The organism is Dactylosporangium sp. NPDC050688 (assembly GCF_040654515.1).
Lineage (GTDB): Bacteria > Actinomycetota > Actinomycetes > Mycobacteriales > Micromonosporaceae > Dactylosporangium.
Genome location: NZ_JBFAIC010000089.1, coordinates 1 through 22,503 on the forward strand (window position 1 = coordinate 1; position 22,503 = coordinate 22,503).

Annotated in this window: 20 protein-coding genes and 3 pseudogenes; 6 read left to right on the top strand and 17 right to left on the bottom strand. The window is 74.2% G+C overall.

The window, feature by feature from the left end; translation table 11 throughout:
* The 3 genes and pseudogenes from AB0H83_RS46160 to AB0H83_RS46170 all read left to right on the top strand — a co-directional run.
* Nucleotides 1–771: pseudogene (locus AB0H83_RS46160) on the top strand (hypothetical protein); the annotation flags it as partial.
* A complete protein-coding gene (locus AB0H83_RS46165; protein ID WP_360108370.1) occupies nucleotides 746–1,387 on the top strand; it encodes a GyrI-like domain-containing protein in 642 nt (213 codons plus the stop codon). The pseudogene AB0H83_RS46160 and the gene AB0H83_RS46165, both read left to right, overlap by 26 nt.
* A 277-nt stretch (nucleotides 1,388–1,664) precedes the next feature.
* Nucleotides 1,665–2,045, top strand: a complete 381-nt coding sequence (locus AB0H83_RS46170; RefSeq protein WP_360108372.1) for a VOC family protein — start codon at nucleotides 1,665–1,667, stop codon at nucleotides 2,043–2,045.
* 49 nt (nucleotides 2,046–2,094) lie between these two features.
* On the opposite strand, the gene AB0H83_RS46175 is transcribed toward AB0H83_RS46170, so the two are convergent.
* Complete coding sequence (locus AB0H83_RS46175) at nucleotides 2,095–2,337, bottom strand: hypothetical protein (RefSeq protein ID WP_360108375.1); 243 nt, start codon at nucleotides 2,335–2,337, stop codon at nucleotides 2,095–2,097.
* On the opposite strand from AB0H83_RS46175, the gene AB0H83_RS46180 reads away from it, so the two are divergent.
* Nucleotides 2,331–2,495: a hypothetical protein gene (locus tag AB0H83_RS46180; protein WP_360108378.1), complete on the top strand. Its 165-nt coding sequence runs from the start codon at nucleotides 2,331–2,333 to the stop codon at nucleotides 2,493–2,495. The two genes, AB0H83_RS46175 and AB0H83_RS46180, sit on opposite strands and share 7 nt — an antisense overlap.
* Nucleotides 2,496–2,701: 206 nt before the next feature.
* Here the strand turns inward: AB0H83_RS46180 and AB0H83_RS46185 are convergent, their stop codons facing one another.
* The 4 genes from AB0H83_RS46185 to AB0H83_RS46200 all read right to left on the bottom strand — a co-directional run bounded on the left by AB0H83_RS46185 (nucleotide 2,702) and on the right by AB0H83_RS46200 (nucleotide 8,792).
* Complete coding sequence (locus AB0H83_RS46185) at nucleotides 2,702–6,067, bottom strand: SIS domain-containing protein (RefSeq protein WP_360108381.1); 3,366 nt, start codon at nucleotides 6,065–6,067, stop codon at nucleotides 2,702–2,704.
* Between the two features lie 289 nt (nucleotides 6,068–6,356).
* Nucleotides 6,357–7,379, bottom strand: coding sequence for a zinc-dependent alcohol dehydrogenase family protein (locus tag AB0H83_RS46190; RefSeq protein WP_360108384.1), 1,023 nt, complete (start codon nucleotides 7,377–7,379; stop codon nucleotides 6,357–6,359).
* Between the two features lie 185 nt (nucleotides 7,380–7,564).
* Entirely contained in the window at nucleotides 7,565–8,356 is a 792-nt protein-coding gene (locus AB0H83_RS46195) for an SUMF1/EgtB/PvdO family nonheme iron enzyme (RefSeq protein ID WP_360108387.1), read from the bottom strand.
* On the bottom strand, nucleotides 8,337–8,792 hold the full coding sequence (locus AB0H83_RS46200) for a MarR family transcriptional regulator (protein ID WP_360108390.1): 456 nt from the start codon (nucleotides 8,790–8,792) through the stop codon (nucleotides 8,337–8,339). The genes AB0H83_RS46195 and AB0H83_RS46200 overlap by 20 nt, the downstream gene beginning before the upstream one ends.
* An 87-nt stretch (nucleotides 8,793–8,879) precedes the next feature.
* Between AB0H83_RS46200 and AB0H83_RS46205 the strand changes: the two genes are divergently transcribed.
* Nucleotides 8,880–9,809 carry a zinc-binding alcohol dehydrogenase family protein gene (locus AB0H83_RS46205; protein ID WP_360108393.1) on the top strand — a complete coding sequence of 310 codons (930 nt, stop codon included), beginning with the start codon at nucleotides 8,880–8,882 and terminating at the stop codon, nucleotides 9,807–9,809.
* A gap of 168 nt (nucleotides 9,810–9,977) precedes the next feature.
* On the opposite strand, the gene AB0H83_RS46210 is transcribed toward AB0H83_RS46205, so the two are convergent.
* From AB0H83_RS46210 to AB0H83_RS46235, 6 genes and pseudogenes are all read right to left on the bottom strand, one after another.
* A complete protein-coding gene (locus AB0H83_RS46210) occupies nucleotides 9,978–12,146 on the bottom strand; it encodes an MMPL family transporter (RefSeq protein ID WP_360108396.1) in 2,169 nt (722 codons plus the stop codon).
* 80 nt (nucleotides 12,147–12,226) lie between these two features.
* Nucleotides 12,227–13,072, bottom strand: coding sequence for a DUF4097 family beta strand repeat-containing protein (locus tag AB0H83_RS46215; RefSeq protein ID WP_360108399.1), 846 nt, complete (start codon nucleotides 13,070–13,072; stop codon nucleotides 12,227–12,229).
* A 40-nt stretch (nucleotides 13,073–13,112) separates the two neighbouring features.
* Nucleotides 13,113–13,625 carry a ribbon-helix-helix protein, CopG family gene (locus AB0H83_RS46220; protein WP_360108402.1) on the bottom strand — a complete coding sequence of 171 codons (513 nt, stop codon included), beginning with the start codon at nucleotides 13,623–13,625 and terminating at the stop codon, nucleotides 13,113–13,115.
* Between the two features lie 192 nt (nucleotides 13,626–13,817).
* Nucleotides 13,818–14,537: pseudogene (locus AB0H83_RS46225) on the bottom strand (M28 family peptidase); the annotation flags it as partial.
* Nucleotides 14,538–14,618: 81 nt separating this feature from the next.
* Nucleotides 14,619–14,939, bottom strand: a pseudogene (locus AB0H83_RS46230) (PA domain-containing protein); the annotation flags it as partial.
* A gap of 559 nt (nucleotides 14,940–15,498) precedes the next feature.
* The gene (locus tag AB0H83_RS46235) at nucleotides 15,499–17,082 is read right to left on the bottom strand and encodes a glycoside hydrolase family 43 protein (RefSeq protein ID WP_360108405.1); all 1,584 of its coding nucleotides are present in this window, start codon (nucleotides 17,080–17,082) and stop codon (nucleotides 15,499–15,501) included.
* A 220-nt stretch (nucleotides 17,083–17,302) separates the two neighbouring features.
* Between AB0H83_RS46235 and AB0H83_RS46240 the strand changes: the two genes are divergently transcribed.
* Nucleotides 17,303–17,710 (top strand): four-helix bundle copper-binding protein, encoded by a 408-nt coding sequence (locus AB0H83_RS46240; RefSeq protein ID WP_360108408.1) that lies wholly within the window; start codon nucleotides 17,303–17,305, stop codon nucleotides 17,708–17,710.
* A gap of 2 nt (nucleotides 17,711–17,712) precedes the next feature.
* On the opposite strand, the gene AB0H83_RS46245 is transcribed toward AB0H83_RS46240, so the two are convergent.
* From AB0H83_RS46245 to AB0H83_RS46270, 6 genes are read right to left on the bottom strand one after another with little or no spacing between them, the layout of a single operon-like run.
* Complete coding sequence (locus AB0H83_RS46245) at nucleotides 17,713–19,008, bottom strand: glycosyltransferase 87 family protein (RefSeq protein WP_360108410.1); 1,296 nt, start codon at nucleotides 19,006–19,008, stop codon at nucleotides 17,713–17,715.
* Nucleotides 19,005–19,424 (bottom strand): hypothetical protein, encoded by a 420-nt coding sequence (locus tag AB0H83_RS46250; protein WP_360108413.1) that lies wholly within the window; start codon nucleotides 19,422–19,424, stop codon nucleotides 19,005–19,007. The genes AB0H83_RS46245 and AB0H83_RS46250 overlap by 4 nt, the downstream gene beginning before the upstream one ends.
* On the bottom strand, nucleotides 19,421–20,566 hold the full coding sequence (locus AB0H83_RS46255; protein ID WP_360108416.1) for a molybdopterin-dependent oxidoreductase: 1,146 nt from the start codon (nucleotides 20,564–20,566) through the stop codon (nucleotides 19,421–19,423). Before AB0H83_RS46255 ends, AB0H83_RS46250 begins: the two co-directional genes overlap by 4 nt.
* Complete coding sequence (locus tag AB0H83_RS46260) at nucleotides 20,542–21,186, bottom strand: class I SAM-dependent methyltransferase (RefSeq protein WP_360108419.1); 645 nt, start codon at nucleotides 21,184–21,186, stop codon at nucleotides 20,542–20,544. Before AB0H83_RS46260 ends, AB0H83_RS46255 begins: the two co-directional genes overlap by 25 nt.
* Complete coding sequence (locus tag AB0H83_RS46265; RefSeq protein WP_360108422.1) at nucleotides 21,183–21,836, bottom strand: DUF2064 domain-containing protein; 654 nt, start codon at nucleotides 21,834–21,836, stop codon at nucleotides 21,183–21,185. Before AB0H83_RS46265 ends, AB0H83_RS46260 begins: the two co-directional genes overlap by 4 nt.
* Entirely contained in the window at nucleotides 21,833–22,486 is a 654-nt protein-coding gene (locus AB0H83_RS46270; protein WP_360108425.1) for a glycosyltransferase family 2 protein, read from the bottom strand. Before AB0H83_RS46270 ends, AB0H83_RS46265 begins: the two co-directional genes overlap by 4 nt.
* Between the last annotated feature and the right edge of the window lie 17 nt (nucleotides 22,487–22,503).

Below are 22,503 nucleotides of genomic sequence, written 5' to 3' on the forward strand. Positions count from 1 at the left end.
GCGGGGCCCGGGGCGGCGGCGGCCCGGCCCGCGCCGCGCGCGCCGGTGGCGGGCCGGCCCGCGCGGCGCGGCCCCGGGCCATCCGATCAGGGCCGGACGGTCACCGGGCTCTTTGGTCATGGCTGGACCGTCATCGGGCCGCCCGCCGAGCTGCAGGCCCTCACCACCTGCGACGGCGCGTTCTACGCCGTCGCCGCCGACGGTGGTCTGCTCACCCGCGAGGCGTGCGCGCAGAACCTGCCCTGGCGGCGCATCGGCGACGCGGCCGGCGTGCTGTGCCTCGCCTCGCCCCGGGAGGCGGCCGGGCCGATGCTGCAGGGCCTGTGGGCGGTCACCGCCGGCGGCCGTCTGCAGTACCGCGACCCGGCCTTCGACGCGCCCGCCTGGACCGGCGTGGCCGACGCCCCGCCGGGCACGTGCTGCCTCGCCCTGTGCGACGCGGGCCTGTTCGCCGGCACCGCCGACGACACCCTGTGGTACCTGCCCGCCCTGGAGCTCGGCACCGGCGCCTGGCGACCGGTCGGCGCCGCCGGTGGCAGCCTGGCCCTGACCACGCTCGGCGGCCGCCTGTACGGCATCACCGCTGCCGACCGGGTCGTCAGCCGGCCGCCCGTGGCCCGCCCGCACCCGTTCACCGACGTGTGTGAGGCGGCCGCCAGCCGTACCATCGCCGCACACGCGGGGCGTCTCGTCGGCGCCGGCCCGGGTACGCCCCTGCGGCACCGCCTCCCTGTTCAATACCTCCATGGAGGCTACGCGGCGCCCGGCTGACAAGATCGACTTCAAGCGGACCCTGGACGCCTACCAGGCGCCCCGCGGCCGGTTCCGGATCCTCGACGTGCCCGACCTGCGGTACCTCGCGGCCGACGGCCACGGCGACCCGAACACGTCACCCGCCTTCGCCGACGCGGTCGCGGCGCTCTACCCGGTGGCATACAAGCTGAAGTTCGCCAGCAAACGCGACCTCGGCCGCGACTACGTCGTCCCGCCGCTGGAGGGCCTGTGGTGGGCCGAGGACATGGACGCCTTCACCACCGCGCGGGACAAGTCCCGGTGGGATTGGACGCTGCTGCTCATGCTCCCCGACTGGATCGACGAGCCGATGGTCACCGCCGCCGTCGCGCAGGCCGGGGCCGGTCGCCAGCGGCCGGCCCGCCTCGACGACATCCGCCTGGAGACGCTGTCCGAGGGCCGGTGTGTGCAGACGCTGCACGTGGGCTCGTTCGACGACGAGGCCGGCGTGCTCGCCCACCTGCACCACTCGTTCATCCCCGGCCAGGGGCTGCGCCTCGCCGGGACGCACCACGAGATCTATCTCAGCGACTTCCGGAAGGTCGCCCCCGCCCAGCAGCGCACCATCCTCCGGCAACCCGTCACCGACGCCTGACCCCCCGCGCGGCGCTGACTGCGGCGCGGCGCGATGCGGGTCGCGGAGGCGCGGATCGCGGCGGCGCGGGCTTACGGTGCTGTGGGGTTTGCGGCGGAGCGGGCTTGCGGTTCGCGGACCGCGGCCGAGCAGGTTTGCGACGGTGTGGGTTTGGGGCGGCGCAGGTTTGCGGACCGCGGCGGAGCGGGCTTGCGGCGCGCGGACCGCAGCGGCGCGGGCTCACGGCGCTGTGGGTTTACGGCGCGCGGACCGGGCCGGCGGCGGATACGGTGATGACGTGGCATGCCGAATCACCGAGCTCGTCCTGGACGCCCGCGACCCCGAGCTGCTGGCCCGCTTCTGGTGCGAGGTCCTCGGCTACGTCGAGCTGTCCCGCGAGGGCGCCGACATCGAGATCGGCCCACCCGGCGCCGGCTTCGGCGGCCCGCAGCCGACCATCATCCTGAGCCGCTCGGACGAGCCCAAGACCGGCAAGCTGCGCCTGCACATCGACGTCAACGCCACCGACCGCGACCAGGACGCCGAGCTGGAGCGGCTCCTCGCGGCCGGCGCCCGCCCCGCCGACGTCGGCCAGACCGGCGAGGAGTCCTGGCACGTCCTGGCCGACCCCGAGGGCAACGAGTTCTGCCTCCTCCGCCGCCGCGTTCCAGCCGTGTAACGGTCACCACCCGCGGGTGGGCCGGGGGCGGTGCCGTTTCGTGGGGGCGTCAGCGGCGGAAGCGTGCCGCGGCGCCGATGAGGACGGCGAGCGCGGCGAGCACGCCCGCCAGTGCCGTCAGCACGGCCGCCGGGTCGGTCGCGGTCGTGCCCAGCAGCACGATGAGGACGACGACGCCGAGCACGCAGGTCAGGGCGAACCACGGACCGTGCAGGAACTCCGCTGCGGCGGACGGAGGTCTTCGGGCAGGGTCGTGCTGGGGGCGGCCGCCCCCACGTCGAGTGGATGGCACGGGTCGTTCCCTCCGGTCTTCGCAACGGCGGCCCGTTCGGTGTCCATTCATCACAACAGCGCGCCATCGAAATTGCGAGTCCGGTAGACCTGCAACGCGCCCAGAACGCCGATCAATATTTCACGCTGTGCGAACCGGTGGTGATTGTCGCCTGCTGATTGCGTGATCCGGCCGACATCAATCGCCTGCAGGGCAACAGAATTTCGGCCCCTGCGACCTCCCCGGGCCGTCCGCGACGCGTCGCGGCGGATCGCATCTTTTTCGACCTGGACAAGACGGTGATCGCCAAGTCAAGCGCGTCGGGCGCATTGCACCGATACGCAAAGTGGCCCCGGCGCATCGCGCCGGGGCCACTCCGAAACGGTCAGGCCGAACCGGCCAGTGACCGGGCCACCTCGTCGACCGGGGCCAGCAGTACGGTCTCCACCGGCAGCTTGGCCAAGGCGTCGACGTCGAAGCGGCTGTCCAGCTCGGTCACCGTCGCCTGGATCTCCTCGAGGCGGGTGCCGGTGGCGTCGAGGATCTCGCTGAGGTGGGTGGCCTCGGCGGTGTCGTGCAGGCCGACGTGCAGCAGGGTCAGGGCGTTGATGCGGGCGCCGGTCAGCTCGGGGACGAGCAGGACCAGACGGCCGTCGCGGGCGCCGCGGACCAGCCGGACCATGCGGGACTGCACGGCGAGCCGCTTGGAGCCGCTCAGCTCGGCGCCGTCGCCGGCCCGGCTGGGCAGGCCCTCGGAGATCCCCGCCCGGCGTACGACGCGGATCGTGGTGCGCTGCGGGGACCAGCCGAGCTGGTACCGGGTGGCACCGTCGACGCGGTCGACGACGCGGGCGAAGGCGCGCAGCGCCACCAGGACCGAGTAGCTCATGGTGGCCGGGTCGGCGCCGACGCCGGCGATCGCACGGGTCAGCGGGTTGTCGACCAGGTCGGAGTCGCCGCGGGAGGTGCCGACGGTGACGGTCTTGGCCTGGTGCTTGACGGAGTCGATGGAGCGGGTGAGCTCGTCGACGGCGGCGGTGATGCGGGCGCGGGTGAAGTCGACCGGGTCGGCGGCGACGCGCGGCGCGGTGACCAGGGAGCCGCCGTGGCGCAGCAGCAGCGCCGCGTCGGACAGCCGCAGCGCGGTGTCGCTGGGCAGCACGCCGCGCATGGTGCCCTCGGCGGCGTCGGCGAGGAACGGGTGCAGGTCGGCGCAGGCGCGTTCGATGTCCTGGAGGGCGACCTTGCCACTGTCGACGGACAGCTCCAGCGCCGCGAGCGCGCCGCGCAGCGGATCGGCCTTCGCGTCGATCGCCCGCGCCGTGTGGTACGCGAACAGGTGCCCGGCGGCGGTGCTGAGGATCCATGCGAACACCGGGTGTGCGGCCGGCACCCGCACGACCCACTGCGTCGCCCACGGCACGTCCATGCCCTCGTCGACGATGATGACCGGGGCGTTGCGGTGCGCGGCGAAGATGTCGACCTCCTTGGCGAGGTCGCGCACCTGGCCCGGCGGCGTGCCGGCCGCGCAGATGAGGATGAACGCCTCGGCGGACAGGTCGACGTGCTTCTTGTCCTCGACCGCGTCGGTGGACATGGTCTTGTAGCACAGCTCGGACAGCTTGATCCGGGCCTCCTCGGCGGCGACCCGGTTGGGGCCGGAGCCGACCACGGCCCAGTGCGGATACCGCAGCGCGACCTCGCTGATCCGCGCGATCTCCGGCTCCAGGGCGCGCAGCTCGGCGAGCTGGTTGGGCATCTCCAGCAGCGCGTGCAGCAGCGTGTCCTCCAGCTCGCCCGCCAGCCGGTCGCAGACGCGGGCGATGTGCAGGCCGAGCACCGCGCCGGTGGCGACCTGCGAGTAGAACGCCTTGGTGGAGGCGACCGCCATCTCGACGTCGCGGCCGTCGGAGGTGTAGAGCACGCCGTCGCTCTTGTGCGCCAGGTCGCTGTCGCGCCGGTTGACGATGCCGAGCACGGACGCGCCGCGCGCCCGTACCATGTCGACGGCGCGGTTGGTGTCGGTGGTGGAGCCGGACTGGCTGACCGCGACGACGCACACGGTGGACATGTCGGGGCGCAGGCCCCACGCCGACAGCTCGGTCGCGGGCATCGCCTCGACGGTGATCGCCGGCTGCAGCAGCGGGCGCACGACGTTGGCGATGCCCCGGCAGGCGACGGCGGCGGTGCCCTGGCCGATGAGCAGGATCTCGGTGATCTCGCCGGCGGCGAACCGGTCGCGCAGCCTGCGGGGGAACGACGCCTCGCCGAGCACGGTGGTGAGCCGCTCGCCGTCGGGGACGATCCGGCCGCGGAGGCTGCGGCGGAACGACGACGGCGCCTCGGTGATCTCCTTGACCAGGTAGTGCTCGAACTGGCCGCGGGCGACGTCGCGGGTGGTGATCTCGGCGGTCGACACGTGCTCCTCGGCGACCGGGACGGGACGGCCGAGCACCGTGTACCGCTCCACGGCGGCGAGCGTGCCGGCGCCGGTGCGGTTGAGGGCCAGGACCGTGCCGTGCTCGCCGTCGCCGTCGACGACCGCGCCGTCCAGCCGCAGGTAGCGGTCGGTCCAGCCGACCAGGCCGTACACCTCGCTGGCGACGAGGAAGCAGGCCGGGGCGAACCCGACGTAGAGCCCCTGACCGCTGCCCCGGACACCGAGCAGCAGCCGGTCGGGGTCCGCGTCGCTCTGCGCGGCGATGGCGAACGAGCCGTGGAACCGGCGGATGGAGGCGGCGAACGCGCGCACCGGGTCGCCGCCGGCGTCGATCTCGCGGCGCAGCATCACCGGGATGACCTTGGCGTCGGTGGTGATGCCGGATTCGTCGACCGGCAGCTCCAGGGTCTCGCGCAGGTCCAGGTGGTTGTCGATGTCGCCGTTGAGCACGGCCGTCGCGTAGCCGGAGCCGCCGTGGGCACGCGTGGTGCTGTCCACCGGGTGCGCGTTGGCCTCGCTGATGCGTCCGACGCTCGCCCACCGGGTGTGCGCGAGGACCGTGACCCGCGCGCTGGGCAGCGCGAGGACCGTGTGCAGGGCGTCGTCGGCCTCGATCGCGGCGCGCAGGAACGCGACGTTGTCGCCGAGCCGGCCGATGATCGAGGCCCGCTTGTACACCAGGGTCAGGCCGGTCTCCAGCAGCGTGACGGCGGTGTGGCCGTAGCCGGGGTCGGTGCGCCCGGTGATGCCCGCGGCGGTGGCCCGGTCCTGCTCGTCGAGGGTCACCCAGACCTGCAGGCCGGCGGAGTCGCGCCCGCGCACCTCCAGGCGGTCGATCGCCTCCAGGGTCGCGTCGATCGCGAGGCAGGCGCGGCCGACGTTGACGTTGGTGAGCGCGCCACGGGCGAGCCGGCTGACCCGCAGCGCGACCTGGACCCGGTCGTTGGCGATGGTCCACAGCAGGTCGCGGGCCTGCCCGGCGCGCCGCTGGACCGCCTCGAGCTGCTCGGGGTCCAGCAGGTGGCCGCCCTCGTCGAGGCCGCGGTCGAGCCCGTCGAGCCATGCGGTGTGCGCGTCGACACGGTCCTGCACCCGGGTGCGCAGGTCGGCGTCGGCGGTCAGCCGGTAGCAGCCGGTCGGCGCGGTGAACAGCGTGACGGCGGTGCCGAGCTCCTTGACCAGCAGGTCCAGCAGGCCGGTCAGGCCGGCGTGCTCAGCCGCGGCGGCGGGGTCGGCGGTCGGTGGCTCGGGCAGGCTGTCCAGCAGCTGGGCTGCGGTGACCTCCTCGAGCTGGACACTGTAGTCCGGCAATGCGGCGACGATCCCACACACGTCCTAAACCCCTTCGCTACCCGCCCGGTGCACCTTGGCGCTGTCGCCAGGCACCCCGCACGCTAGCAGCGATCGCCCATCCGTGGTGCGCGCAACCTCCTCAACGACGCCCTCAAATCGCCATCGCGATGACATAATCGCAGCTCAGCATAGCTGCAAAATCGCGCATGTCAGATGCGCGATCTGTCGGCGCGCAGTTCGCCGGATGATCCGGTCGATGCCGAGCGTAGTTGGTGCGGTGGCGCACCGCGACGGTTTCGCCCGGCCCTCAGGGCCGCAGCAGCGTCTTGATCGCGCGCCGCTCGTCCATGGCCCGGTACCCCTCGGCGGCCTCGTCGAGCGGCAGCTCCAGGTCGAAGACGAGACCGGGGTCGATGCGGCGCTCAAGGACCAGGTCGATGAGGTCGGGCAGGAACCGGCGCACCGGAGCGGGCCCGCCGTGCAGGTGCACGTGGGAGAAGAACAGCTCCGCACCGGGCAGCTCGACGTCGTGGGCGACGCCGACATAGCCGACGTGCCCGCCGGGGCGGGTGGCGCGGATCGCCTGCATCATCGACTCCTGGGTGCCGACCGCCTCGATGACCGAGTGCGCGCCGAGCCCGCCGGTGAGGTCCTTGATCCGGGCGACGCCCTCGTCGCCGCGCTCGGTGACGATGTCGGTCGCCCCGTAGTGCATGGCCAGCTTCTGCCGGTCCGCGTGCCGGCTCATCGCGATGATCCGCTCCGCGCCGAGCTGCCGGGCCGCGAGGACGCCGAGCAGGCCGACGGCCCCGTCACCGACCACCGCCACGGTCTTGCCGGGACCGGCCTCGGCGGCGACGGCGCCGAACCAGCCGGTGCCCAGCACGTCGGAGGTGGCCAGCAGCCCCGGCACGAGATCCTCCGGCGGCGCCTCCGGGGTGGCGACCAGGGTCCCGTCGGCGAGCGGCACCCGCAGCCGCTCGGCCTGGGCGCCGAGCGCGCCGACCGGCTCGCGGTGCACGCAGGAGGACTGGTAACCGGCCCGGCAGATCTCACACGTGTTGTCCGAGGCGAAGAACGAACCGACCACGAACTGCCCCGGCTTGACGATCCGGACGTCGCCGCCGACCTCCTCGACGACGCCGACGTACTCGTGCCCCATCGGCGAGGGCTTGCCCACCGGTTCGATGCCCCGGTACGGCCACAGGTCCGACCCGCACACGCACGTCGCGGCGAGCCGGATGACGGCGTCGGTCGGATGCTCGATCCTGGGGTCCTGCCGCTGCTCGACGCGCACGTCGCCGGGCGCGTACAGCACTGCTCCTCGCATGAGGTGATTCCTCTCGGTCGCGTCGTGGTGGGCCGCGGCCGTGGCGCGCCACGACACCCAGCAAACCCCGGCCGGACCCCGGCGGGGAGTGTCTGCCGAGACAGGTACTGACAGGGCACCTCAGGCGCCGGGCCCGCGGTCTCCTCATCCCCCCGTGCGCCGGCTTCACACCTCGGCGCGCCGTGCTACCGGGCGGCGGCCGGCAGGTCCAGCGCGGGGCGCACGGCGGCGAACATGTCGTGCGAGCCGCGGGCGGCCGACAGCATGAGCATCCACTCGTTGCAGCCCTGCCACGGGCTCAGGTCGGCGGCGCCGCCCCGGACCACCCGGCGGCCCGGCCCGGTGCGGGCGGTGCCGTCCACGGGCGCGCCGTCGTACCCGGGCACGTACACGTCTTCGCACAGCTCGCCGAGCGAGCCCATCGCGGCCAGGCCGAACACGTTCTCGCTCGCCGCGACGCGGTCCTCGGCCACGAACCGCTCCAGCAGCTCCGCCTCGTCGGGCACGTGGTCCCCGCGGTGGGTCAGCGTGGTCGTGCCGGCGCGTGCCGCGTACTCCCACTCGGCCTCGGTCGGCAGCCGGAACGGCAGCACCGCGAGCAGGTCGTGCAGCTCACCCTCCATCCGGGCGGCGACGCCGTCGTCCTCGGCGTAGTCGTCGCTGTAGTCCGGCAGCCAGTGCCGCACCTGCGCGACGGTGAGCGGGTGGCGGGCCAGCAGCAGCGGCCCGACGGTCACCTCGCGGACCGGCCGCGCGTCGTCGACGTCGCGCGGCGACACCTCGAACTCCTCGTGGGCGGCGAGGCTCTCCCCGCGCTCCGCGATGCCGTGCAGCGCCGCGACCTCCCCGTCGGACAGGCCCATGCGGAACGTGCCGCCCGGCACCAGCCGGAACAGCACGCCGCTCGGGTCGTGCCGCCACGCCGCCCGTCCGGCGACGTCCAGCTGCGACCATTGCTCACCCAGCGCGATCAGCACGCGGTGACAGTACCGCCGCCGCGGTGCGGTCCGGGGGCGAGGCGGCGTCGAGCAGCTCGGTCAGCCGCCGCTGCTGCGCGGCGTCCAGGCGGTCGATCATGGGCATGAGCGCCCGCTGGATCTGCTCCTGCAGGCGGGCGGCGAGCTGCTGGCCGGCGTCGGTGATGTAGACGTCGACGGCCCGGCGGTCGTCGGGGTTCTTGTCACGGGCCAGCAGGCCACGGCGTTCGGCGCGGTCGATGAGGCCGGACATCGTGGACTTGTCCAGGCCCAGGTACGCGGCCAACTCGGTCACGCGCAGCCGGCGGTCGCGCAGGATGCCGAGGACCCGCAGCTGGGTCAGCGACAGGTCGTGCTCGGCGCCGGTGCGGGTGAGCACGCCCATCACCTGGAAGGCGTTGAGGACGAGCGCCTCCGCCAGCGGTTCAGCGGTCATGCCACCCATCCTAGTTGACATCGTTGGTATTACCATCCATTCTGGATTTAGTTGGTACTACAAACTACTTCTTCTGGGAGGCCAGCCATGCGTGCTGCCGTCATCACCGCGTTCGACGCCCCACCGAGCTATCGCGAGCACCCCGAGCCCGTCGCGGCCGGCGAGCACGACCTGGTCGTCGACGTGCTCGCCGCCGGCCTGCACCACCTGACCCGGTCCAAGGCGAACGGCTCGCACTACTCCAGCACCGGCGCGCTGCCGCTCGTCCCCGGCGCCGACGCCGTCGTCCGCGACGCGCACGGCCGGCTGCGGTACGCGGCGCTCGACGACACCCCGCTCGGGACGTTCGCCGACCGTACGGTCATCGACGAGCGGCGCAGCGTCGTGCTGCCCGACGGGATCGACCCGGTCCGGATCGCCGCCGCGATGAACCCGGCGATGTCCTCCTGGGTCGCGCTGCGCCGCCGCATCGACTTCCCGCCCGGCCGGCGCGTGCTCATCCTCGGCGCCACCGGCAACGCCGGCCGGATGGCGGTCCAGATCGCCAAGCTGCTCGGCGCCGCGCACGTCACCGCCGCCGGCCGCGACCCTGACCGCCTGGCCGCCCTGCCGGCCCTCGGCGCCGACCAGACCGTCACCTTCGACCAGGTCGAGCGGGCGGCCGACGCCGACGTCGTCATCGACTACGTGTGGGGCGAACCGTCCGCGGACGCCATGATTCCGATGCTCACCGCCCGCACCGACCGCGGCGCACCGCTCACCTGGATCCAGATCGGGTCGCTGGCCGGCCATACGGCACCCGTCCCGTCCGCCGCCCTGCGCGCCGCCCGCCTCCAACTCGTCGGCAGCGGCATCGGCTCCGTGCCCGCCCGGCACTTCCTCGAGGAGTTGCCGGCCCTCGCCGCCGCCGTCACCCGCGGTGAGATCGACGTGCGGGCCCGCGCCGTGCCCCTCGCCGAGGTGTCGCGGACCTGGACCGCCGCGTCGACGGACGAGCGCATCGTGTTCGTCCCGTGAACGAAACCCGGGTCGTCAGCTCAGGCCGGCGACGGCGCGCAGCGCCGATGCCAGAGCGGCCTCGGCCCGCGGGTATGCCCTGTTCGACGGCCCGGCTGACCTCTTCACGGCGCCGGCGCGCGGCGGCCCGGCCGCGGGAGGCGGCCAGGCCGTCGGGGCGTGGTGCTGTCACGGGGCGGTCGGGTCGGGCTCCTTCTCCAGGGTGACCGGCCCGGCCGCCGGCTGGTGGGGGACCGGTGCCCGGTCGCCATGGCCGGGCCACCAGGCGGCGTGGCCGATGAGTGCGGTGAAGGCCGGCACGAAGAAGAACGACATGACGAACGCCGACAGCACGATGCCGATCGCCACCGCGAACCCCATCTGCTGCAGGAACGAGATGGGCGCCAGCATCAGGACGCCGAACGTGCCGGCGAGGATCAGGCCGGCCGCGGCGACCGTCGGGCCGCCGTGCTCGACGCCGAGCGCCGCCGCCTCGCGGGGTTCCTTGCCTTCGCGGGCCTCCTCGCGGAGCCGGGCGATCATCAGGATGTTGTAGTCGGTGCCGATCGCGACGACGAACAGGTACAGGATGATCGGCAGCTGGAAGGTGACGCCCGGCTTGCCCTGGAAGCCCTGGAACACGTACACCGTGGCGCCGAGCGTCGCGGCGAAGTTCAGCAGCACCGCGACCACCAGGTAGACCGGTGCGACGAGGCTGCGCAGCAGCAGGGCCAGGATGATCGCGATCAGGGCGGCGGCCACCGGCAGGATCACCGACAGGTCGCGGTTGTTGGCCGTGTTGATGTCGGCGAACACCGCCGTCGTGCCGCCGACCAGGGCCTTGGTGCCGGCCGGTGCCTTCGCGTGCAGGTAGTCGCGCAGGTCGCCGCGGACCAGCTCGATCGCCTGGTTGGACACCGGGTTGATGTTCAGCAGCACGTCGATGCGCACCACGTCGGGCCTGGAGCCGGGCACAGCCTGGCGCACCTGGCCGACGCCGGGGCCGCCCTTGGCCGCCGCCGCGAACTCCTCGACCGCCTGCTGGTTGAGCGGCGTGCCGTCGGTGGTGGTGAGGTACACCTCGGTGGGCTGGGCGGCGCCGGCCGCGAACGCCCGGCCCAGGTCGGCCTGGGCCAGCGCCGACTCGGTGTCCTGCGGGAAGCCGGCGCTGAAGTCGTAGTCGGCCTTGTACGACAGGGTGCCGGCGGCCAGCGCGAGCAGGACGAGACCGGACAGCGCCGCGACGAGGGCCGGCCGGCGGCCGACGAGCGTGCCCAGCTTGCGGGAGATCGTCGCCTTCGGCTGGTGCTGCCACGCCTTGGACGGCCAGAACACGAACCGGCCGAGCTTGGAGACCAGCGCCGGGATGAGGGTCAGCGACGTGATGAGCATGACGCCGACGGCGATCGCCAGGCCGGGGCCGAGCGAGCCGAAGAACCCGAGCGAGGCCAGCAGCAGCACCAGGAAGGCGACCACGACCGCGCCGGCGGCCGAGGCGATGACCTCGCCGACCCGCTGTACCGAGACGACCATCGCGGTCTGCTTGTCGTCGCCGGCGCGCAGCCGCTCGCGGTACCGGAACAGCAGGAACAGGATGTAGTCGGTGCCGATGCCGTAGAGCACGATCAGCAGGATCGTCTGCAGGTCCTGCCCGACGTTCCAGTCCAGGGCCTTGCCGACGATCGCGATGATGCCGGTGGTCACCGCCATGACGATGCTGACCACGATGATCGGCAGCAGGGCCGCGATCGGGCTGCGGAAGATGACCAGGATCAGGCCGATGATGAGGATGACGGTGGCGGCGCCGACGATGGCGAAGGCGCTGTTGAACGTGTCCTCGTTGTCCACGTACGACGCGACGTCGCCGCCGACGCGGGCGGAGAGGTCGGTGCCCTTGAGGTCGTCGGCGAGCGAGGTGCGCAGCGTACGGATCGCGTCCAGCAGTGCCGGGTCACCCGGCGAGTCGGCCTTCAGGCCGACGTTGACGAGCTGGATCGACCTGTCCGGCGCGACCGCCTGCGGGCCGGTGGCGTAGCCCTCGGTGCGGGCGATGCCGCGGGCCTTGAGCTTGTCCGCCAGCTGGGTGACCGCGGCACTGTCCGCATCGGACAGTGCCGCGCCGTCGGTGCGTTTGACGACGATGAGCGCGCTCGCGGTCGCCTGCTGGGCGAACGCGCCCTGCGCGAGCTGGATCGCTTGCACGGACTCATATTTGGAGGGCAGGAAGTCGCTCTGCTCCGCCGACGTGATGTCGGTCAGCGACGGCGACAGGCCGATGATCGCGACCGAGGCGACCAGCCAGCCGATGATCACCCACCATGCCCTGCGGACGACGAACCTTCCGAGCCAGCCGAACATCTGATTCCCCCTCTGTGTCGGCGCTGCTCAAACAATAGGACCGCGTTGATGCCGGTGGTGTCCGTTCCGGGCCGGGCCGGTCAGACGCGGTGGACGGTGATGTCGCCGAAGGACGTGTGCGCGCGGACCTCGACGGTCTCCTCGGACTTCGCCGGCGCCTGGCCGAGGTCGTCCAGCCCGTTGCGGACCCGCCCGTGCCCGGTCTTCACATCCAGCCACGCGGCGGTGCCGGCGGCGATGCCGACCTCCAGGTCGCCGGCCGCGGTCTGCAGCGAGACCTGGCCGCGCGCGACCCTGCCGACGCGGATCGTGCCGTTGGAGGACTTGGCGTCCACGCCGGCGTCGGCCCGCTCGACGGTGATCGCGCCGTTGGCCGCGCGCACCCGCAGGTTGCCGGCGACGGTGCCGATGTCGGTGCTGCCGTTGGAGTTCTTGACGGCCGCGGCGCCGCCGACCTCGCCGATGCGGACGTCGCCGCTGCCGGTGGCGATGTCCGCGGCGCCGCCGATCGCCTCGACCGTGATGTGCCCGACGGTCTCCAGCCGGGCCGGCCCGGTCCGGTCCAGCCGGAGGTGCCCCACCGACGTCTTGAACCGGCACTCGCCGAGCACACCGCTGCTGTGCACGTCACCGGCGGTCAGGTCGCCGTGCACCGCGGACCCGGCGGGCAGCTCGACGCGCACGGCGACGGACCTGGTCCGCTTGGAGAAGTCGAACAGCCGGTGCTTCGGCCCGCGCACCGTGAGGGTGCCGTTGGCGTAGTCGACGCGGGTCTGCTCGGCGGCCAGCACGTCGGAGTCGTCGCGCTCGTCGACCGGGCGCACCTCCACGACGGTGTCGGTGCGGTCGCTCGCGACGAGCTGCACCTCACCGACGGACAGCTCGAGCGTGACGGTGATCGGTGCCGGGGTGGCGTAGACAGGCATGGTGATCCCCTCGGAAACGGGTGGCGGGCAGGAAGGACGGTTACCGGGCCCAGCCGGTGTAGCGCTGCGGGCCGGGCTTGCCGCGCCAGCCGGCGGCGGTCTCGCGCTCGGCGCCGCGCAGCGCGGCCGCGGCGGCGCGGGCCAGCCAGGCGTTGACGGAGCGGCCCTCCCGGCCGGCGGCCTCCTCGACGGCGGCCTTGAGCTGCTCCGGCAGGCGGACGTTGATGCGGGCGGTGGCGCCGTCCTCGAAGGCGGTCGCGGGGTCGTCGGCCGGTGCCGCGCCGGCGCTGTCGTCGCGCGGCTGCTCCGGCTGGGGGACCGTCACGACGAACTCGGGGTCGCGGCCGCGCAGGCGCACCTGCACCGAGCCGGGCGCGAGGTCCCGGGTGATCTCGTCCGCGGCGGCCGACAGGGCTTCGAGCATCGCGAGCCGGATCGCCGGCTCCATCGCCACCGTGAGCCGCTCGACCAGGGCGGCGTCGTCGCGGCCTCCGGCCTCCGCGGCCGTCAGCAGCTCGCGACCGAGTGAGGCCACGTACGGGTTCAGGTCCATGGCACCACTGTGGCACATGAATGTGCCACAGTCAACGAAAGGTGGCTCAGCTTGGCACCGGATGGCTCCGGTGCCAAGCCGGGCGGTTCACTGCAGTGTCTGGTTGCCGGCCGGGGCCGACCTGGCAGCCGTGGTGGTCGTGGTGCGGGGCGGGATGCTCGACGTGTTGAAGGCGTACGTGATCACCGCGGTCGCGATCGCGTCGGCGTTCGTGTCGAGCGCGAACACGTTGATGTTGCCGACCAGGGTGTACTGGCCGCGCAGCTGGGCGTAGAGCGCCGCGTCGCCGCCCTTCTGCGTGACGCGGAACAGGTCGTCGCACGCCTTGTGGTAGCACGGGTCGTACGCGACGCCGGCGATCCCGCCGAACTTGGCGACGTCGGCCGCGGTCTTGATGACCTCGGCGCCCGTGAACAGCCCACCGGCGGGGATGTTGACGCCGGCGGCGATGAACGGGCCGTAGTCGGAGCGGCCGGTGAAGTCCGCCGGGTTCGTCGCCTGGCCGCGCGAGGCGAAGAACGCCTCGAACAGCGCCTCGATCTGCGCGGAGCCGGCCGGGCCGGGGCCCGCACCCTGGGCCGCGGAGTCGTCGCCGTCGTACACGCCGAACTGGTAGTTGGGCGAGGCGACCATGTCGAAGTTCAGGTACAGCTTGATCTGGGCCTGCTGCTGCGGGGTGAGGCTGTTGACGTAGAACGTCGAACCGACGAGGCTCGCCTCCTCCGCACCCCACCAGGCGAAGCGGACCTTGTTCACCGGCTTGGTGCGGGCCATCTGCAGGGCGACCTCGAGCAGGGCGGCGCTGCCGCTGCCGTTGTCGTTGATGCCGGCGCCCTCGGGCACGGAGTCCAGGTGCGAGCCGGCCATGACGACGCTGTCGGCCCGCCCGGTCTTCGACTCCGCGATGACGTTCTCGGTGTCGCGGATCTCCGCGGTCGTCTCCGTCGCCAGGTGTACGGTCAGGCCCGGCGTCGCGGAGAACGCCTCACCGGTGCTGTAGGACACGCCGACCGCCGGGATGCCGACCGGTGCGCCGAGGGTGCCCAGCAGCAGCGAGTACCGGTCCGGTGCGGTGACCGGGTCGCCGTTGCCCTGGTTCATCACGATCGCGCCGACCGCGCCCGCCGCCTCGGCGTTGGCGACCTTCGCGCCGAACGGGCAGCCGCCGCGCTGCATCAGCGCGATCTTGCCGACCACGGCGGCGGTGAAGTCGGCCGCCTCGCAGCCCGACGTGACGGCGGTGCGCGGCGCGACCAGGTTCAGGTCGACCGGCACGACCGACGCGGTGACGTCGCCGGAACCGGAGCAGGTCATGACGTCGTAGTCGGTGCCTTCCACGTACGTGGCCGGCGCCGGCGCGGTCTGCGCGAACGACGAGCTGGTCTCTTCGCAGAAGTTGAACTGGAAGGGCTGCCGGGTGACCTGGTACCCGGCGTGCTGCAGCAGGGTCGCCACGTAGTCGGCGCTGCGCCGGTGCCCGGCGGTGCCGGACGCGCGGTTGCCGCCGTTGAGATCGGCGATCACCTGGAACGCCAGCAGGTGCCGCAGGACGCCGGGCAGCGTCACCGCCTTGGTCAGCTGCTTCGGTGTGCTGACGGTGGATCCGGCGTGCGCCGGCTCCGCCAGTCCGATCGACCCGGCCAGGACCGCGGCGGTCGCCGCGCCCAGGAGTCTGCGAACCGAGCGAGACACCACGATGTGTTCTCCCCTTTCGTCGACGAGGTACAGACGAGGTACAGGGGAGCAATGTAGGCAGATGCGGAAGATCGACGGAAGTCGCTGGGCGTGTCGTTGAGCGGCGCACCGACCAGCCGCACCGCGCCGTCGCCGGCCGCGGCCCGGTTCGCGGCTTTGCCTGGTGTCCGCCGGCTGGTCACGGCTGCGCCTTGTAGGTGGCGGCGGAGAAGTCGGCGGACAGGCCGCCGCCGGAGAGGTCCTGCACCCACAGGCCGAAGAACGCGCCGGTGAACCCCCACGCGCGGGCCGTCCCGCCGTCGAACTCGCGGGCGTGCTCGTCGGACAGGATGCCGGCGTCGAACGGGCCCCACTCGACGTCGCCGTACGAGGCGCGCAGCAGATCCCCGTCGAGGTCCAGGCGGAGCCGGACCGGCCCGTCGACCGGGACCGCCGGGCCGTGCATCGTGACCCGGCCGCGGTCTCTGGACAGGACGTCGGCGACGGTGCCGCGCTCATCCCGGGTGACGCGCAGGAAGTACCAGTTGCGGCTGTTGTAGTAGGCGGTGATGCCGGCCATGTGCTGGAGGTCGCCCGGACGGAACTCGACGGTGACCTCGAACGTCGCGCGCAGGTGCTGGATGCGGCGGGCGACGAGGCTCTCCCCGCTGTACGCCCCGGGTGAGCGCCCACCGTGGACGCGCAGGTGCCCGGGGCGGGCGTGCGACGTCACCCAGTCGTTGGTGGCGGGGCGGCGCAGGGTGCTCCAGTGCGGGCCGAGCGCGAGGCCGGTGAAGTCGTCGGTCTCCGGCTCCGCCGGCCACGGGTGGGCCGGCAGGTCGGGACCGGGCACCTCCTCGTGCGGCACGCCGCCGTCGATGCGTGGCCAGCCGTCCTCGGTCCACCGCACCCGCTGGATCGCGGTCTCCCGGCCGAGGATGCAGCGACCCCGCGGGCTGAGCGGCCGCCCGGTGAGATGGGCGAAGAACCACTCGCCGGCCGGGGTGTCCACGAGGCTGCCGTGCCCGGCCTTCTGCAGCGCGAGATCCGGCCGGTGCACCGACGTGATGAGCGGCGTGTCCGGATCGGTCTCGTACGGGCCCAGGACGTCGCGTGACCGGGCGACCGTCGCCTGGTGGAACCACTCGGTGCCGCCCTCCGCGGTGACCAGGTAGTACCAGCCGTCCCGCTTGTACAGATGCGGGCCTTCGGTCATGCCGGCCGCGGTGCCGGTGTAGAGGTCGACGGGCTCGCCGACGAGGCTGCGGGCGGCCCGGTCGTACTCCTGGATGATGATGCCGTCGGCCCACGGCCGCCCGGGGCGCCAGTCGGTCCGGTTCGACAGCAGCCAGCTGCGCCCGTCGCCGTCCGGTCCGCAGTCGTGGAACATCGACGGGTCGAACCCGCGGGCGTGCAGCGGCACCGGGTGCGACCATGGACCGTCGATCGTCGGGGCCGTCACCAGGTAGTTCGGGGTGTCCCAGAACCCGGAGTACGACTTCACGTCGGTGTAGATCAGGTGGAACAGCCCGTCGGCGTAGGACAGGCACGGCGCCCAGATCCCACCGGAGTCCGGGTTGCCGGTCATGTCCAGCAGGCGGGCGCTGTCCAGCGCGCCGCCGATCGGCCGCCAGTGCACCAGGTCACGGGAGTGGTGCAGCCGGACACCCGGATACCACTCGAACGTGGAGGTGGCCAGGTAGTAGTCGTCCCCGACGCGCAGGATCGACGGGTCCGGATGGAATCCGGGCAGGACAGGGTTGCGGATGACACCGGCGTTCATGCGTTTGTCCCCTCGTGTGTGTGGTTACTCGCCGAAGCCGGCCGCGAGGCCGCTCGGCAGGGGTGCGGGGTCTACGGTGCCAATCACAAGCCAGCCGCCGGAACTGGGCAATCGTTTTCGAAAGAAGCGCCGCCCGGACGTCCCGGCGGTGTCCGTTGGCTTGAACCCGGCCGGACGGGGTAGCGCGGGAAGCGACACCGACCGGAAGGAGGCCGCCGCCGTGACCGCGACGACGATGCCGATGTTGGAGACGTACCCGCAGCCGATCAACCTGGACCGCGCCGTCCTGGGCAGGGCGATCGACGCGCTGATCGCATGCAGCGAGGCGTGCACGGCGTGTGCCGACGCGTGCCTGAGCGAGGGGATGGTCGCCGAGCTGACCAAGTGCATCCGCACCAACCTCGACTGCGCCGACATCTGCGCGGCGACCGCCCGGGTGCTGTCGCGGCACACCGGCTACGACGCCAACATCAGCCGCTCCCTGCTGGAGGCGTGCACGATGGCCTGCGCGGCATGTGCCGACGAGTGCGACCGGCACGCGCAGACGCACGAGCACTGCCGCATCTGCGCCACGGCCTGCCGGGAGGCCGAGCGGACCTGCCGCGACCTGCTTGACCTGATGCGCTGAGCCTACGGCGCCGCCGCGGTGGCTGGTGCGCGGGCGCGGCCGTGCCGGACGGCCAGGCCGGCCAGCACCGCGGCGAGCGCTGCCGGGTAGCCGAGCAGCTGCCCGGCGTGGACGGTGAGGCCGAGCTCCGGGGCGAACTGGGCGACGTACCCGGCCGCGGCGACGGCCAGCCACTCGGCCGGCGCGCCGAAGGCGACGAGCATGACCAGCAGCGTCGCGTACCACGGGTAGCTCGGGGCGGTGACCAGCAGCGCGCCGCCGACCATGGTGGCGGCCGAGTGCCACGGCCGGTCAGGGTCGGCCGTGCGCCAGGTCAGCAGGGCGAGCCCGGCCAGGACGCAGGCGGCGGCCGGGGCGGCCAGGGCCGGCGGCAGGACGGCGCCGAGCAGCGCGAAGCGGGCACCGTCGGCGTAGCCCTCCTCGTGCAGGTACCCGGGCAGGTAGCCGAGGACGGCGGGCCCGGCGGCGAGCACGTGCGGCAGGTACACGACGGTGACCGCGGCCGCCGCGCTCACCGCGACGGCGACCGGGCGGCGGCGCAGCAGGGCCGGCCCGAGCAGGGCGGGGGTGAGCTTGGTGGCGACGGCGAGGCCGAGCAGCACGCCGCCGGCGACGGCCCGGCGGGTCCCGGGGTGGCCCGCCAGCTGCCACAGCGCGGCGGCGGCGAGCCCGGCGGCGACCACGTCCACGTGCGCGTTGTTGCCCGCTTCCAGGGCGACGAGCGGGCACCAGGCCCACAGCACCGCCCGGCGCGGGTCCCGGCCGAGGCGGCGCAGCGCGTACCAGAGCAGCAGCCCGACCCCGGCCGCGAACGCCGCCATCGTCAGCTGCATCGGCCGCTCCCGCGCCGTGCCGGGGGACAGCACCGCGACGGCCACGAACACGGCCTCGGCGACCGGCGGGTAGATCGTCGGCACGTCCGGCCGGTTGATCAGGGTGCAGCCGCTCGGGACGCACCAGTTCGCCGCGTCCGGCCAGAGGAAGTCGTCGCGCAGCGGCTCCAGCTGCGGAGCGGACGGCGGGTACCGGTACGGGTCGACGCCGGCGAGCTGGACGCGGCCGTCCCAGACGTAGCGGTACATGTCGTCGCTGCTGGTCGGGGGCTGGCGGGCGGCGATGAGGGGCAGCAGGACGCCGCCGGTGGCGATCAGCGCGAACGCGGCGCGACGGTCCAGTCGCAGCACCTGCCACGCGCCGAGCCCGAACGGCAGCCAGGCCAGCAGGTACCAGCGGCCGGGGAGCAGCAGCAGGGCCGCGGTCGCGACGAGGCAGCCGGTCGCGGCGGCCCGCCGGATCACCGGTCCTCCCGCGGACGGGGGCGCCGCACCCGCAGCGCCGCCCACACCGCCGCGGCGAGCCAGACGACGGCGAGCACCCACAGCAGGCCGGGCCCGTAGGCGCGGGGGAATGCCGACGGGTTGTCGGCGACCCGGCCGGCGCCGATCACGAACGGCAGCGCCACCACGGTCACCGTGGCGCTGACCGCCAGCGCGGCCTGGACCGGGATCCGGGCGGCCGGCGGCACGAACCGGGCCGTCAGCGCACCGGCGGTCAGGACCAGCGGCAGGGCGACGAGGTCGTGGGCGGCGACCCCGGCCGCGAGGAACACCACCCGGCCGGTCACCTCGCCGGGCTGTTCGGTGAGCCAGCCGTGCAGGCCGTAGCCGAGCAGCGCGAGCCCGGCGACGGCCAGGGCGACCCGGGCCGCGGTCACCGGGGGCCCACGGTGAGCGCGGCGACCCACTTGGTCTGCAGGACGCCGGGGCGGTTGGGGGCGATGAGCCGGCACGGGTAGCCGTGGTCCAGGTGCAGCGGCGCGCCGCCGATCCGCAGCGCGAGCAGGGTCAGCGGGTCGCGGGCCACGGCCGCCTCCAGCGTCGACGTGCGGTACGGGCCGGACCGCTGCAGCGACTCGACGGTGACCGGCAGGTCGAGCCCGCCGGCGCCGACGAGGCGCAGCAGGTCGGCGACGCGCACGCCCTGCCAGGACGCCCCGGCGCTCCAGCCCTCGACGCAGCTGATCGGCAGGTCGGCCGTCACCTGCGGCAGGTCGGTCAGGTCGGCGAGGCTCAGCGCGTGCGTGCCGCCCGGCCCGGTGAGGATCAGCCGGTATGCGCCGTCCGCGCGGGTCACGCCGGCGGCCGCGGCGGTCTTGTTCACCGGTACGCCCTGCGGGCCGACCCCGGGCACCCGCGGGGCGAGGACCGACAGGTGCCGCAGTGGCCGGACCGTCTGCCCGGCGGTCGCGACCGTGACGACCCCGGCGGCCGAGCCGGCGAGGGCGAGCACGCCCCGGCGGGTCCAGCCGCCCGGCTCGGCCGGCGCCGCGGGGTCCGGGGCGCGCCGCAGCAGCGGCAGCTTGGCCGCGACGTGCAGCAGCAGGGCGCCGGCGAGCAGCCACGCCGTCCAGTAGTGGGCGCCGAGGAACCCGAACGGCATCACGGAGTACCAGTACGCGATGTTCAGCAGCCCGGTGACGAGCTCGAACACGGCGGCCGCGGACAGCAGGCCGACCGCGGCCCGCTCCAGGGCGTGCGGCAGGCCGCGCACCGCCGGCCAGGCGAACAGCCGCGGGTAGACCGACCAGACCTTGGCGGTGAGCAGCGGCAGGCAGGCGAGGCCGGTGGCGACGTGCAGGCCCTGCGTGATGCGGTACAGCTGGACCGGGCGGGCCGGCCAGTGGAACCAGCCGGGAGGGTGCTGGATCGCGTGGCTGAGCAGGCCGGTGACGAAGCAGACGGCGAACGCCGCGGCCAGCCACAGCCCGAGCTGCGCGGTCAGCCGGGTGGAGCGGGCGGCGGTGAACCGGTGCTGCACCGTGCGCACCATGTTCAGCGGGCGAGCTGGGCGAACCATCGGCCGGCCTCCGTCCAGGACTCGACGAGCCGCAGTGCGGCCCGTGCCGCGACCGCGGCGGCGGCGTCCGCGTCGACGAACGCCCACGGGAACGGGGTGCTGGTGCGCCCGGGCCCGGCCAGCGCGAGTCGGCCCCGCCAGGTGCCGGCGCCCGGCGGGTCGAGCTCGACCAGGACCGTGCCGGTGGGTGACAGCAGCGCCCGGCACCGGCGCAGCAGCAGCTCCGGGTCGCCGCCGATGCCGATGTTGCCGTCGGCGAGCAGCGCGTGGTCCCAGCGGCCCTCGTCGGGCAGGGGCGCGAACAGGTCCTGGTGCGCGACGGCGACGCCGTGCCGGCGGGCGAGCCGGACGGCCTGCGCGCTGGCGTCGACCCCGAGCACGCGGCGGCCGGCCGCGGCGAGCGCCCGGGTGAGCCGGCCCGGTCCGCAGCCGAGGTCGACGGTGGCGCCCGGGCACCGGTCCAGCAGCGTGCCGTCGCCCGGGCGCACGCCGTCGCACCAGGCGAGCGGGTCGACCGGGCGGACGTCGGCGCCGTGCCGGTCGACGAGGCGCAGCCGGGCCGGTTCGCCGCGGGCGGCGCGGCGCAGCGCCGCACCGTAGACGACCGCCGGGGCGGTCACCGTGCCGCTCCGGCGGGCAGGCCCGCGACGAGCCGGGCGAAGCGGCCGCGCGGGCCGGCGGCCGCGACGGCGACCGCGTCGGCGACGGTGTCCACGTCGCGCAGCGTCGCGGTCCTCGCCACGGACAGGCCGCGCCCGCGCAGCGCGGTGACCGTGTCGGCGGCGGTGCGGGCCGTCGACATCGGTACGCCGGTGACCGCGCCCCCGGCGCGCGGGTCGCGCAGCCCGAGCAGCCACCAGCCGCCGTCCCACGCGGGGCCCAGGACCGCGTCCGTGCCGGCCAGGAGCGCGGCGGCGGCGCCGAGATGGGCCGGCGTCAGCTGCGGGGTGTCCATGCCGACGAGCAGCGACGCGACGCCGGGCAGCGCGGTGTCCAGGTACGCGGCCGCGATCCGCTCGCCGAGCGGCCCGCCGCGCTGGGCGGCCAGGCGCCAGCCGGGCGGCGCGGCGCCGGTGCCCTCCCCGTGGTCGAGCACGAGCGTGCGGGCCACCGCGGGCGTCGCGGTGAGCGCGTCCACGGTGTCGGCGAGCGCGGCCGCCGCCACGCCCGCCGCCTGCTCGGGTGTCCACGGTGGACACAGCCGGGTCTTCACCCGGCCCGGCACGGGTGCCTTCGCGAGCAGCAGCAGCTGTACCGGCGGCGCGCTCACCGGGCCAGCACCCGGCTCATGTCCCGCACGGCGCGCAGCGTGCCGGCGACGGTGCCGGTCACCTTCGACCGGCCGCCCGCGGCGCGCGGCGCGTAGTCGACGTCGACCTCGGCGACGCGCCAGCCCGCGGCGGCGGCGCGCACCACCATCTCGAGGGGGTAGCCGAAGCGCCGGTCGGTCAGGTCCAGGGCGAGCAGCGCCTCCCGGCGGGCCGCGCGCATCGGCCCCAGGTCGTGCACCGGCACGCCGGCGGTACGGCGCAGCCGCCACGCCACCACGGCGTTGCCCGCCCGGCCGTGCAGGGGCCAGGCGCCGCGCGTGGTCGGCCGGCGCCGGCCGAGGAGCAGGTCGGCGTCGCCGCCGGCGACGGGACCGGCGACGCGGGGCAGCTGGCGCGGGTCGAACGAGCCGTCGGCGTCCATGAAGCACACGACGTCGGCGGTCGCGGCCCGCAGGCCGGCGTGCGCCGCGGCGCCGAATCCGCGCGGCGCCGCGGTGACGACCGTCGCGCCGTGCGCGGCGGCGATCGCGGCGGAGCCGTCGGTCGAGCCGTTGTCGGCGACGATCGGGTGGTAGCCGGCCGGCATCCGGGCCAGCACCCAGGGCAGCGCGGCGGCCTCGTTGAGGCAGGGCAGAACGACATCTGGCACGATCCGGACGCTACGCG